A 13692-nucleotide genomic window follows, 5' to 3' on the forward strand; every position below is an offset into this window, starting at 1 on the left:
GACAAGTCAAACATAGCGCAGTAGCGAATCCCGGTATTGCAAGAAAACGAACAGCACTGATGAACCAAACGGATATCAACGAAGCGTTATTTTCGGTGGAAGCACCTTTAGACGAAGTAATAAACAGCTTCTACCACACCTCCGTCGCTAAAGATGGGCAACCAATCACCAGACATGTGTGCCCAAATCTTGAAATGATGTTGATCTTTAATTTCGGGGTACCCGTACGGATTTCATTTCACAATAGTGCCCTGGATACGCAGGTAATCAGCCGGACCGCCGTAATTGGCCCACTCAGGCAGATGCTAAACTACGAGCTGCCGCCCGGTGCGGATGCGCTGATCGTTAATTTTAAGTTCAACGGTTTTCAGCGTCTTTTTGATATGCCATTAACGGGGCTCACTGAAGGAAACCAGAAAGATGCCGAGCTGGTAACAGATGACATCCGTTTTTATGGCCTTTGGACAGCCTTAGCAGCACTGCCTGCAACAGCACAAAAGGTAAGCTTCCTAAAGGAATCAGCTACAGATTTACTAAGAGAAAATGATCGCGTGCTGCAAACCGTCATCGGCGATCTGGCAAAGTTTTTTAACCCCCTTGTTGATCCTGTAAAGGCCATAGCGGCAGATACTCATCTTTCGGAGCGCAGTATTCAGCTGAAGTTTCAAAAGCATACCGGCTATTCCGTTAAAGAGCTGCTCCGCTTTTTGCGTTTTAAAGAAGTTATTGCTTACATCCTTTCCCGTAGCAATCAGAAAATAGACATGTTTGAATTAATCGCCAGGTATGATTATCATGATCAGAGCCACCTGATTAAGGACTTTCAATATTTCTTGGGCCTGGCACCTCAGCAGTTCATTAAAAACTTAAATAACGGAAGTTTCTGTGTAGTTAACGATAGCTACCCTTCTCAACCGTAAGCGAAACAGCTATGAAGCTGCCATTTCGTTTTCTTACAATACCACCGGGATTGGTCCCTATACATTTGTACTGTTCATTTAAACTAAACAGCAACAAAGATGGAATCAGTTATAGAAAACACTACACAAGCAAATCAAACCAGTTTTAATACCACAGAAGTAATCATGCCTGGAATCGTCGAGGCAGAAGGATTAGTAGTTGAAACGCGTACATTAAATAGCCCTGCCGCCGGACAGGTATGTGTCAAAATGGAAGCCAGCGGCATATCTTTCGCCGAGCAGTCTATGCGACGCGGCAAGTACTACGAGCAGCCAAAGTTCCCTTTCGTTCCAGGATACGACTTAGTCGGCACCGTAATCGCAATCGGGCCCGGTGTTGATATGTCCCTGCTTGGCAAACGTGTTGCCGCCTTAACAAAAACTGGTGGCTGGGCAAGCCATGTGTTACTTTCTGCCAGCGAATTGTTACCTGTTCCTGAAACGATGGATCCGGCAGAAGCTGAAACGTTGATCGTAAGTGGCATAACCGCCTGGCAGATGCTGCATGTAAGAGCGCGTATTCAGTCGGGACAAACTATCCTTGTTCACGGTGCTAATGGTGGCGTAGGAACAATCCTCACACAATTGGCTATCAATGCTGGAGTTCGCGTAATTGGAACTGCCTCAGCCCGACATCATCAAGCATTGCGTGCACAGGGTGTGGAGCCGATAGATTACAATGACAGCAATTTATCAGAGACAGTGCTTAAACTTGCCCCGGGTGGCGTGGATGCCGTTTTTGACCATTTAGGTGGAACGAGCTTTGCCAGATCATTCCGTATGCTTGCCAAAGGCGGCGTACTTATTTGTTATGCCATTGCTTCAGGCTTAAATAGTAACGGCAACATCTTGCTCCCATTTATCAAAGCATTGGTGCAGATAGCCTGGTGGAACATCATGCCCAATGGCCGAAGCGCTCATTTTTACAATATCTGGGAAGGTAAAGGGAGTGAGAAGTTTCAACTACAGTTGAAGGAAAGTTTTACTGAACTAACCAGTTTAATTGAACGCGGAGTACTTAAGCCGCAAATTGCTGCCCGTTTTCCGTTGACTGACATTGTAGCTGCCATGAAACTGGCTGAATCAAGGACCGCTTATGGAAAGGTTGTGCTTGTACCTTAGGTATTGAATTCCAAATCAGGTGTACTGTTGCTCAAGCCCTGGATGGCAAATAGCTGCCATTTTCCTGAAAGTCGAGTGGCTTCATGGTAGCCTTGTACCTTTCGTTGGCATCTGCAATCCATGATGGACAACTGCAGTTTCGGAAAAACAATTTGCGTAAGCAACACTTATGTTGTTCCTTGTTTACATCCTATCATAATAGAGAGAAGAAATAAAGCGGTGATTGCTACTTTCATATTATTATCTTTCCAATAGTTCCATAATCTGATCAGAACTTTGAGATTTAATTCGTAAAACTACTTTACCAATGATGAAATGGTTTCGGTATTAAAATCCTCAAACTTTATCTTCCCAAAATCTTTAATCGAAAACAGTTGGGTCTTGGTAACTATCTTGTTTTTCCCGGGAAAGGAGGTTTCAATCCCATATTTGCTGAGCAATAGCTGTTTGCTGCCTTTTTCAAACTTAAACGTGATATAAGTTTTCCTTTTATTGCTGCCATTTCCTTCAGTCTGTTCTAATGTAAAATATTCGTTTTTGGTAACCAAATTATTTTCTAAAACCGAATTATCAGGAATGTAAGAATAAAGGATGTTGCTGTTCGACAATTTGATATAATCGTTGTTTTGACTCAATAATAAGATCACTGGAGTATCTAGAGATTCCAGCTCTTTATCAATATTCTTGGGTTTATATACTAGAATCACATCCTTCTTTTGATCATTATTCAAATCACAGCTTTCCTCTTTTTCCAGGATGTAGTCTAACTGCATCGATTTTTTGGTTCTTTCTGTTAATTTTTTTAGCTTCAAATCCGTGCTTTGACCCGAACAAATGGTGCTAAAAAACAAAAAAGTAATTCCGTAAAGACTTGAGATATTTAAAAATTTCATTTTCACTTGATATTAAATAACTTGTTTGAGTCAATACTATAAGAAGCGTTGCTTATTAAGTCTCCGCTTCAATGCTAAACTGCCTGCAAAATAATTGACCATGATCATTCCTATAACAAATATTTTGCCCAGTTAAATGTGGAAAGTCAATTTCAGAATAAATATTCACGCCTTTTTATGACATTTTCATTTTCAAAACCATCTCGAAGGATAGTTGTTGCAATCAAATAAAAACAAACTATGAAGTCCATCTGTCTAATCCTATTACTAGTTATCTGTTCATTTACGATTAATGCACAAAGTGCTGACACTGCGCGCTACTTAAAAACCCCTACCGGATACCTGATTGTACTGCGTCAGGGTGACGATGTTTTTAAGGAAATAGAAAAATTTGCCGTCGCAGAAAAGATTCCTTCGGCCAATTTTACCGGAATGGGTTTTGTGAACGCATGCTTCGGCTTTTTCGACTTTAAAACAAAACAATATAAGCCTAAAGATTTTAAAGAAGTAGAAATGGCCAGCATGACGGGCTCAATAGCCTGGCAAAAAGAGCTTCCCTCATTACATGTCCATGGCGTGGTTACAGACGCCAATTTTAAAGCATGGGGTGGTCATCTGCTTTCAGCCACAGTTAGCACCGGCTCACTCGAAATCACTGTGATTGTTCATGAAAAAAAACTCGAACGAAAAATGGAAGAACCCTTAGGTGCTAATGTCCTGCAGTTGCAATAACAAATAGTCTATAATCAGTATCACCAATTCAATTAACAAATCTTTACCACCCAAGCAACATTAAATCAATCCCCTCGGCTTTTCGAATAAAATTTCGATAGCAATATGCATTGCCCAAGCTTTAAACTCAGGTCCATTAGTGTCGGGTACTGCGATGTTTCCCTGGCCCCATTTAGGTAATCACGCCCTCCATTTTCAATAACTCCCGTTTTCTTATCTTTCGGATTGTAACCTCATATGGTGGTTGATTTAAAATATTCAGATCCGTCCTTGTTTTCAGCATTTTCATGGTCTACAGACACATATCGCTCCAGAAAAAGCGCCACCAAAATGCATAAACCGATAACCAAATAGAACTGAACATTGAACCAAAAACATTCCATTCTAAACCTATAGACGCAATAATAGGAAAAACAGCATACGAAACTATTTCGCGAAAAGCCGCTGTCAAGCGATTTCAGGAAAATAATATTGCAAGTCAAGTGATTTTAGGAAATTAAAAAACCTTTGACAAGTAAAAACAGTAAAATAAGAAAATAACACGGTAAATACGCCAAGTAAAACCAGTATAAGACTATAGGACACAGTATGAGAACGCTTATAAAACGTTATCGACAAATCATAGGCAAACGGGGCCCAAACGGGGGGTTGACGCGCCCTTGACGCGGCCTTAACCCGGCTAAGGGCGCGTTAAGGGCTTGTTGACGCCGTGTCGACTAAGCTTATTAGGATTGTCATCCAACAGTAAGGTTATAGCAATCTCCTTGCTATCTTCGAATTCAGTACTTAACTTTCTCATAATCAGAATCTAAACGTATCATCATGGGAATTGCAAAACAAGGTATTTATGGCCCTATGCGGGGTAAAGTTGGCCAGGTAATTTGGTATGAATTGAATGGTCAGGGAGTTGCCAGAGGTGTTGGATATAGGACGGCCCCGCGCACACCAGGAGAAATCCAATCTTCTAAGACACATAATGTGTTAACATCCCTTTTTAAAGTGACCCAACCTTTTATTAAAAAAGGTTTTAGCGGCTTAGCTGAGGGAACTGTCCGCAACTATCATAACCTGGCTATGTCGCACAACCGGTTACATGCCATTCAGATGAGTGACCAACAAAAACCAGAATTGCTGTTCGATAAGCTTTTGCTTTCAAATGGACCATTGCTCATTCCCCAAGAACCGAATCTCGAACAGGTAGAATTTGGCCTTAAATTTTCCTGGGATTATGCCGAAGAAGATCATCCTTTCCGGTATGATCGAGTAATGATGTTAGCTTATTTTCCTAATTCAAACCAGGCTGTTTTTGAAACAAGTGGAGCTAAAAGAAATCAGCTTTCAGAGGTACTTCTAATCAATTCCAGCCTACGCACGGAGACGATGCATGTATATATTGCTTTTGGATCAAGTGAAAATTCCTCAACATCCGATACTATCTATCTCGGACAAATAAATTAGAAAAAACGCTGTAAATTAAATCGATATCGAAATGTCCTGTATTGAAATTGCACAAGCTGTGGGCGCAAATGAAAAGATGATGAAATATATCTGCCTCAATGCGGAAAATGAACAGAACATTTACTAAGGCTGTCACTTGCCGATCTTATACCAGATGAATTCAAACCGTCAACATTGCGGCAAAAAAGACTTTCGGATTGTTCTTATAAACGGTGGTGCGGAAAATAAGGTAGTTAATAATCCTTGCTAAGATTGAATATGAAAAACATATATAAACAATTGGGCGTAATACTAATTTGCTTATTTTCTCTTACATCCTCATTTGCTCAGACAAAAATAACAGACAAAGCTCTTTCAAAATTGAAACCCGGAGAATATGCATTCAGCAGCAAAATGGAGGCTTTTGAAGGCGCATGGGCATTTAAAAATGATTCAATTTCGTTCGAGCTTTCATTAAATGTAAAAAGAAAAATTCCCCTTGGTAAAAATAACAGTACTATTTACTATGATCGCCTGGACGGGCAATACACTTATGAAAAGAATGGCATAGTCATCAATTCGTCAACCGAATTTCCTTTAATAGGTGCCTTAGCTGGAATAAATGGACCCTTACCAATGACATTGACATTTCATGACATCGAGCGCAAAAAAGAAGGCGAGGTTACGTTAGTAATAACGAAGAACAATGATCTGGAGTGGACCTTAGTGGAGCGAAAAGTTGAATGGAAAGAAAATTATCCTGGCTTTTCAGTGCCTACTAAAATGACTCTTAGTAAAGTCAGATAGCAGTTTGCAAAAGAATATGACGTAATCAAAGTGGATATTCTGGAGCATGCTGACCCCCTTATTTTCAGGGTGCTGTTCATACCGGAGCATATTGACCCATCTAATTTGAGCGGGACACCTATTAGTCCGGAGCATACTGACCCCCCGTGATGAATGGATTTTGGCTTAATTAGGCGAATATTCTTTCACTTAATCCGAGTGCTGATGGCTGGAAAAGCAAAAGCAATGTGTCAGATAAAACAATTATTACGCCTGCGCAGGCAAGGAACCTTGTAACCCTCCCAGAAAACGAACCGGTCTGTTAACTCGTTTTCAAATCTAAGTGGCTATTTTTAAAAACATAATTCTAAACAGAAACAAAAAAATAACAAGCCTCTTGGCCAAGGAAGCTTGTTATAACCCATCCCTATTTTGCGATGTTTACAAGTTTACTTGATTAACCTTCTGCCCGAAGTTAACCCTCCAATAAACTTGTCCGTATGTCAAAGAACATCTGCAACGCCATCCCGACTGATTGCTAGGTTAGTCAATTACACGAATCGATAAACCTTTCCAAAATGGTTATTTTATAAGAGGTCAACACTTCACATGCTCCCCTTTTTCAGCAATTAGGGTAGCCCAGGTTGATCGTTTCTGTTTACTTTTAATTGCTAGATAAAGATCGGGATATAGAAAAACCTATGTCAGTGTAAGGGGGTGTTACACCCCCCTCTAAAAAACGAAGAAATCGGCCTTCCTGATAGTCTAAAGGCGGAAAAAGTTTTTTTGAAAAAAAGTGAAATCGGCCTTGAATGGCATTTAAAGGCGGTTGAATAAAATAATTGTTTGAAAAATTTGACACCCCCCTCAAAAGCGCAATAAACGGGGTTTTATAGTGAATTTATACTAAAAATTGCCTCGCAGTGCATCATAAACCATTGCTGTCGTTATTTTCATCTTGAATTTCTTAGACACCGAACAGTAATTGATTTTCAATCCAATTATTACAGCTGGGCTTAGTACAAGGAAATATCGTTAAATGGTGTCTAGAACAGAAAAAGTATATCTCTTTATTTGTTACTAAAAATTTTCAGTAATTTCGTTACTTGTTTTAGCTGAAATCAGATCCGAAAGGCTATATAATCCTAATTCCACGCTTTACGAAACACTCCACATTTCAAAGCAAATTCAATGGCAGTGATTTGTATAGAATGAGTTGTAAATACACTGCACTTGGTTCGGACTTTCTTCGGATATCCTTCGTACCTTGTTCGACAAAAGTCGAAGAAGACTGGGAGCAGCTACTCATAATCTTGTCGTACCATCTTGATGTGTTTGCACTGAATTTGACCTCGCAGAAACACACCTGTTCATCCTTTCCTTTTGAAAAAAAATTAGATTTCAGACATATAATCCTTGAGCATGTTTGGCTTAATACTGCACAGTTTTTTTTTAAAATATAAATGAGGACATTGCACTCATTTTATTTAGTAAATGTTCAATCGATATTTGTAATTTAAAGATCGTAGAATCCAGAAAGATCCTGTTTTGATTGGTGGTTGTAGTAATTCATCTATTCCTGTACCGAGATTTTAACCTGCAGGATGAAATACATTTTCTCTGAACGTACGGTTAAATCGGTAAATTTGTCAACCCAAATTGATTTTGTATTTATTTTGGGTCATTGATAGATGGCCAACCAATTACATATCGGACATTTATTGTATCTCCTACAACGAGTTTTGGATCATTAGAATCACCAGTATATAACTTCACATCTGCATTAAATTGATAGGAATAAGTGTATTCATGAGAAACAGGGCTATTTCCGAGATAATTCTTATCTCTTATGATTACCGCTTTAGAAGTCTTTGAACTTTTAGTTAGCAGGTATTCTTTAAATGCTCTGAAAATATATGTGTAACTCCACAATCCGCAAAAAATCAACAAAAAAAGTATAGCGGAATATATTTTTATTTTTTTCATTGTTTACGATTTACGCCTTCTTTAAACTTACGTAAACTTTTAATAATCAAATAGTTATTTTATTTACTTTATCAAAAGTTGTTGTTATTTATAACCCTACTTTCCGATACAATATCTAACATATAACTGAATACCAGAACATTACCAACAGTAATCCGTACAGAAGGTGTACTTATAACGCAATGATCCTAGACATCCATTTTATATAAGGCACAAGTATACCCAATTTATAAACTTTATTGTAAGCTTTGATTTCGGATGATTCATTTAAAATATATTCGAACTTATAATCATCGTTCAACTCCTTATCAGTTGGATAAATTATTAAACAATCTATCATGTCTTTTGAGGTTTTAGTTTTTTTTAAAGCTTCATAAACATTATTTAACCTAGCATAACCAGCAACTTGCCTAATGTCTTCATGAATATGACTTGAGCGGTAATGTATTTTATATTTAGCATCCACAACCATCTCACTTCTTTCCTTAGTGATTAAAAAATCTAGTGCATTACCGTAGGTAGAGAACTGGAATTTAATGTCGCTTTCATTAAATGCACTTAACAGATGATGATAAACATATAATTCAAATAATTTGGGCATATCTATCCAAAAAGGTGGAGTTTTAATCTTCTTCAGAAGAAGCATAGCTTTGGCTATGATTGATGTTCTCACCGCGATGTTATTATGAAATGAAAGTCCTTTAAAAACATAGGACTATCCTAATTTTTGAAGGTTTGCTTGGATAAATTCTAATATTTCATCAAAATCTGGTTGCCCAAGATAATAAAGGCTTGAAGTTGCTTGATAGCGGTTCATAAATTCTGCCCTAATTGTTTGATCTGAAAATAAGAATGCCTCCTTCTCGGATAACGGCACATCGTTGTCAGCAGCTGGAAACCAGTCACGTTTATGTGCGAGATATTCTTGCGTAGTAATGAAATGCTGTATATCATCTCTCTGCAAGAGCCTATAAACATCATAATATTGCCTCATAAAGTTGACTTTTGGGCCACCCTTGGTATTACCCTGTTCAACACGAAACTTGGTGACAATTGTCTGGAGTTTTTCCACAAGGGTATAACCTGGATTGTAACAGGCAATACTCAACGCTCGGTTATCCGAAATATTTAGCCCAGCTTCTATTGATTTGTTATACATCCACGAGCTGATATCAACCTTCACATTAGGAGTAACCTTGGCAAAGCCTACTTCAAGCAATATACCATCCTTGAGCCCTGGGACTGATCCAAATAAACCATTGTAAGTAAGCCTGATTCCGCCGTTCCTCCCATCTTTATCATCAAATTCAGTATCGCGTTCGACCTCAATGCCGTCTATTTGAATGTTCTCCGCAAGCCAATCAAAGAACTGCATCCTGTTGGCAACGATGTTATAGCTGCTGGACTTGGGATTTTCATTTACTATAACTCCGGTCTGATCAACAAATGCCTTTGGGGGAGTAATATGCAAATCAATGTCTTCAGAAAAACGATCAATAATATTAAAGCCCTTCGAAAGCGAAGTCCCCCCTTTTAGCTCAAAATCCAGCCCTAGATTTTTCATACCATAGAGCGCATGCATGATCCAGTAATCTTTTTCTATCAAGGCTTCAAGTATACCTTTCTCTGCGGCTAATGTACTGATTAGACTTCTAAAGTCTTTTTTTTGATGTAGAAATGTAGAACTCATCTATTTTAGGGAAATAACGCACTAAACTGCAGCCAACAGTTTCCTTGTCTTTGGTGTTCCATATTTCTCAATGGCATACGATAAGGAACTTTGATCTAAGTACATCGCTTTTTTTAAAGTCTTCTCCAATATTTTTGTCTGGTCTTCTGCTAGGGCATCCAAATTATTGATAAGGTCAACTACCAGAAATTCCTTTGTAGGCTTTTTTGGAAAGGCGGATTTTTTCCTAAAACTGAACAGTTTATTGCCAAGTTTGATATCTCCGCTGCGGAGATGATTATAAACAATCTGCTGATTATACAATTGTGTAGTCCCTAACCCCAATCCGTTGAAGGAATTGAAGGAAGTAATCAGAAAATTATCATTCTCTAAAAATTTCTTTATCAATAATTGGTCGGCAGGCGGTTCAAAGCCAAAAGCATTCTTTTTTGGAAAATGATAAAGACCCGGGCCAACTTTTTTAAGAATGCCGTTATTGGTAAGCTCACATAGGTGCCTGTCTATAGAGCTTGACCACTTTTGCAACTCGTCTCGTTTGTAGATGTTACCTTTTCTTAAGTGGCTCTTTAATTCATCTAATTTTGACATAAATTTCCTTTCAAAACAAAGATAACAATTAAACTAATATTTTGCATGTTTTTTGACCAAATTTCATTCAAAATATTCATTGTTAGAAATAGAACTACACCAAGCTGATCCGCTAAAAAGGCTATTTCCCGATACAAAACTTACTAAAAATATTCTCCAGCAAGTCATCAGTTGTAACCTGCCCAGTAATCTCGCCCAAATAATAAAGTGCCTGTTTAATATCCGTCGCCAAGAAATCAGATGTAACCGGGTTAACCATTCCATTCGACACCTGCGCCAAAGCATGCTGTGTCTTCTGCAAGGCCTCCACGTGCCGGATATTAGTCACCATCGTATGGCTGTCTGACAACTGATCCCCAACTGCAGTTTCGTACAGCATCTGTTTCAGATCATCAATCTGCCTGTTCTCCTTTGCAGAGATCGCGATAAAGTTAATATCCTTCGGTAAATCCAACTCAGCTAACCGATCATTATACGTCAAATCCATTTTATTGGCTACCGCCAAAAATGCTACCCCCGGTTTATACAACTTCGCTATATCTTCTTTAATCTCCGAAGCCGACATATTGATCACATCAAACAGATAAACCAATACTGCCGACTGGCTGATTTTCTCCATCGTTTTCTCTACCCCGATAATCTCAATCGCATCTTTTGCTTCGCGAATCCCGGCAGTATCAATCAGCCTGAAGTTAATGCCATTGATGTTCAATACCTCTTCAATCGTATCGCGCGTAGTTCCAGCAATTTCACTTACAATAGCCCGCTCCTCGTTTAACAACGCGTTGAGCAAGGTTGATTTACCTGCATTAGGCCTACCGGCAATAACCGTATTGATCCCCTGCTTAATCACGTTCCCTAATTCGAAAGAGCGGATCAGCTTATTGATCACTAATGTAATCTGATCAATTAAAGCCTGCAACTGATCACGGTTCGCAAACTCCACATCCTCTTCCGCAAAATCAAGCTCCAGCTCAATCATGGAAGCAAAGTGAATCAGCTTTTCCCGCAACTGGTTCAGCTCAGTACTAAAGCCGCCACGCAACTGGTTCATCGCTACACTATGCGCAGCCTGAGAATCTGAGGAGATCAGATCTGCAACGGCTTCTGCTTGAGAAAGGTCTAGGCCCCCATTTAAAAAAGCCCTTAAGGTAAATTCGCCAGGCTTAGCTGCCGAAGCACCCTTCCTGATCAGTAAAGAAATAATCTGCTGGATGATATAGTTTGAACCGTGACAAGAAATCTCGACCACGTTTTCTTTAGTATACGACTTAGGCGCGATGAACAAACTCACCAATACCTCATCAATAATCACATTCCCGTCTTTAATCATCCCGAAATGGATGGTGTGCGACTCCTGCTGCAGCAAATCTTTGCCACTAAATACAGAATTGGTAATGCTAATCGCCTCTTTACCTGATAAGCGGATAACGCCAATGGCACCGATTCCGGGAGGAGTTGATAAAGCTATGATGGTTTCGTCTGTGATCATAACGCAAAAATACCCAAACATTTCGAACCTTCTTATGTTACACCTCAAAATAATAAGATATGACAGAACTGCCACTTACCGTAAAACGATCCATTGAGCTATTAGGACTTGTGCTTGTTGCAGCGGTACTGTATTTAGGTGCAGGAATTATTATGCCTGTACTTACGGCATTCTTCATTAGTTTGATGCTCCTACCAATGTTCCGCTTCTTTTGTAAGCGTAAAATACCGGAAAGCATCTCTATCGTAATCTGTATCTTATTGGTGGCCATTTTTGTTGGTCTAGTGATCTGGTTCCTCTCCTCTCAAATTGGGATGTTGGTGAGTGACTTTCCACAGATTAAAAAGAATGTTGGCGAACACCTGAAGTCGCTCAGTGCCTGGGTAAGCAGCATAAGCCACTACTCTACCAGTGAGCAGGTGGCTTTTATCAATAAGAAAAGTAACGACCTGATGAATACCGCGGGTTCCCTGGCTGGTGGTGCAGCATTAACCCTTGGTGGAATCTTTGCCTTTGTTGGTCTTTTGCCCATCTATATCTACCTGATGTTGTTTTATAAAGACATCTTACTCCGTTTTATCTTTATGTGGTTTAAACCAACAGATCACCCTAAAGTGAAAGATGCGATCTATGAAACTGAGTCTATTATAAAAAGTTACCTGATGGGTTTACTGATCCAAATTACCTACATGACTGTTTTATTGGGTGGTATCCTGCTTTTATTAGGCATTAAACATGCTTTATTGATTGGGGTAATTTTCGCTATCCTAAATCTGATTCCTTATGTAGGTGCCTTAATTGGTAACATCATCGGGGTGCTATTAACTTTAACTTCTTCTACTGACCTTACTCCTGTAATTACGGTATTGGCTGTTATCGCTGGTGTACAATTCTTAGATAACAATATCCTGATGCCTCGGATCGTAGGCTCTAAAGTGAAGATCAATGCGCTGTTTGCCATTCTGGGCGTCGTCGTCGGTGGAAGTTTGGCCGGAGTCTCGGGTATGTTCCTATCCATGCCGATCATTGCCGTATTAAAGATTATTTTCGATCGAACAGAGATGTTTAAACAATGGGGTGTATTGTTAGGTGACGAAAGGCCAACAAAGTCTCCAATGAGCTTCTCTGTGTTCCGCAGAAAGAAAAACGTACCTGTTAAGTCTGGTGTGGAAAAAGGTTAAAATGCGTTAGCTGTAAAAAGTTAAAATGCGCTGGCTATAAAAAGATTATTATATATCTTTAAAACCATATCTTTAACCGCTATACATGGAACCCAAGATACCGGTATCGGCAGATGCCAAACGTAAGCTATTCATCACCAAATCAGTTCTTTTTGCTGTACTTCTATTTTGTATAATCTATGGAGGATGGCATGCAAATAGAATTTGGAAGGATTTTTACGACTCAGATCTGGAAGTAACGGATACCTATCGCGATATTTTCCCGGCTGCGTCTGCGGCAAAGCTGAAATCGGCCTATACATTTTTTAATGGAACTTCTGTTCCGATCGCTACGTTTACCGATAAGCAGAAAAGCTTTAAGCTATTTGTGTATAAGCTGGATATCAATAGCGATCAGAAGATTGACAGTATTGTCAAACGGATCACCAAAGAGCCTGAAGACGAAGACGACAGAGGGGACATTAGTTCTACTACAACAAAAGGATTTAAGATATCTAATCAAAAACAACCGCCTGCCGGACTTAAAAACCTACGTGTTTATCTATCCGGTGAGGACCTGAAAGAACTGATCAAAAACGACACCCTGCTGAGTTACGGCCTGGAGCTGAAAAAATTAAAGGTTTACGATGACAAGTCGAAACTACTGGCGACAGTAGAACGCGAAAACCTGAGCAATGTACCTTATTATGCAGAAGTGTTGTTTTACAAACGCAAGGACGGCGTCTATGTGTTTTACAAGCTGATGCGCACACCTGGCGCGGAGCCAGAGAACGATGAACTGCTGTACAAGCTTTTTACGGCACCTTAGTTTAGGATATTCCAAATA

General features: G+C 39.4%; 13 protein-coding genes. 7 read left to right on the top strand and 6 right to left on the bottom strand.

Annotation, left to right across the window (positions count from 1 at the left end):
- The first annotated feature begins 59 nt into the window (after positions 1-59).
- Positions 60-920, top strand: a complete 861-nt coding sequence (locus CLV32_RS17395; RefSeq protein WP_133557871.1) for a helix-turn-helix domain-containing protein — start codon at positions 60-62, stop codon at positions 918-920.
- Positions 921-1019: 99 nt separating this feature from the next.
- Positions 1020-2081, top strand: coding sequence for a medium chain dehydrogenase/reductase family protein (locus tag CLV32_RS17400; RefSeq protein ID WP_133557873.1), 1062 nt, complete (start codon positions 1020-1022; stop codon positions 2079-2081).
- 296 nt (positions 2082-2377) lie between these two features.
- Here the strand turns inward: CLV32_RS17400 and CLV32_RS17405 are convergent, their stop codons facing one another.
- Complete coding sequence (locus tag CLV32_RS17405; protein WP_166641975.1) at positions 2378-2974, bottom strand: hypothetical protein; 597 nt, start codon at positions 2972-2974, stop codon at positions 2378-2380.
- A gap of 240 nt (positions 2975-3214) precedes the next feature.
- Between CLV32_RS17405 and CLV32_RS17410 the strand changes: the two genes are divergently transcribed.
- From CLV32_RS17410 to CLV32_RS17420, 3 genes are all read left to right on the top strand, one after another.
- Entirely contained in the window at positions 3215-3706 is a 492-nt protein-coding gene (locus tag CLV32_RS17410; protein ID WP_133557877.1) for a PPC domain-containing DNA-binding protein, read from the top strand.
- A gap of 822 nt (positions 3707-4528) precedes the next feature.
- Positions 4529-5164 (top strand): DUF6266 family protein, encoded by a 636-nt coding sequence (locus CLV32_RS17415; RefSeq protein WP_133557879.1) that lies wholly within the window; start codon positions 4529-4531, stop codon positions 5162-5164.
- A gap of 258 nt (positions 5165-5422) precedes the next feature.
- A complete protein-coding gene (locus tag CLV32_RS17420) occupies positions 5423-5950 on the top strand; it encodes a DUF6705 family protein (protein WP_133557881.1) in 528 nt (175 codons plus the stop codon).
- A gap of 1650 nt (positions 5951-7600) precedes the next feature.
- Here CLV32_RS17420 and CLV32_RS17425 read toward each other — a convergent pair.
- The 5 genes from CLV32_RS17425 to mnmE form a co-directional block, all read right to left on the bottom strand.
- The gene (locus tag CLV32_RS17425; RefSeq protein WP_133557883.1) at positions 7601-7915 is read right to left on the bottom strand and encodes a hypothetical protein; all 315 of its coding nucleotides are present in this window, start codon (positions 7913-7915) and stop codon (positions 7601-7603) included.
- A 172-nt stretch (positions 7916-8087) separates the two neighbouring features.
- Positions 8088-8588, bottom strand: a complete 501-nt coding sequence (locus CLV32_RS17430) for an McrC family protein (RefSeq protein WP_133557885.1) — start codon at positions 8586-8588, stop codon at positions 8088-8090.
- 42 nt (positions 8589-8630) lie between these two features.
- Complete coding sequence (locus CLV32_RS17435) at positions 8631-9605, bottom strand: nucleotidyl transferase AbiEii/AbiGii toxin family protein (RefSeq protein ID WP_133557887.1); 975 nt, start codon at positions 9603-9605, stop codon at positions 8631-8633.
- 21 nt (positions 9606-9626) lie between these two features.
- Complete coding sequence (locus CLV32_RS17440; protein ID WP_133557889.1) at positions 9627-10193, bottom strand: hypothetical protein; 567 nt, start codon at positions 10191-10193, stop codon at positions 9627-9629.
- Between the two features lie 121 nt (positions 10194-10314).
- Positions 10315-11685 carry a tRNA uridine-5-carboxymethylaminomethyl(34) synthesis GTPase MnmE gene (mnmE, locus tag CLV32_RS17445; RefSeq protein WP_133557891.1) on the bottom strand — a complete coding sequence of 457 codons (1371 nt, stop codon included), beginning with the start codon at positions 11683-11685 and terminating at the stop codon, positions 10315-10317.
- Positions 11686-11744: 59 nt separating this feature from the next.
- Between mnmE and CLV32_RS17450 the strand changes: the two genes are divergently transcribed.
- Together CLV32_RS17450 and CLV32_RS17455 are read left to right on the top strand one after the other, a co-directional pair.
- Complete coding sequence (locus CLV32_RS17450) at positions 11745-12866, top strand: AI-2E family transporter (protein ID WP_133557893.1); 1122 nt, start codon at positions 11745-11747, stop codon at positions 12864-12866.
- A gap of 85 nt (positions 12867-12951) precedes the next feature.
- Positions 12952-13674, top strand: coding sequence for a hypothetical protein (locus tag CLV32_RS17455; protein ID WP_133557895.1), 723 nt, complete (start codon positions 12952-12954; stop codon positions 13672-13674).
- The last annotated feature ends 18 nt before the right edge of the window (positions 13675-13692 follow it).

This window comes from Pedobacter duraquae, from assembly GCF_004362245.1.
Lineage (GTDB): Bacteria > Bacteroidota > Bacteroidia > Sphingobacteriales > Sphingobacteriaceae > Pedobacter > Pedobacter duraquae.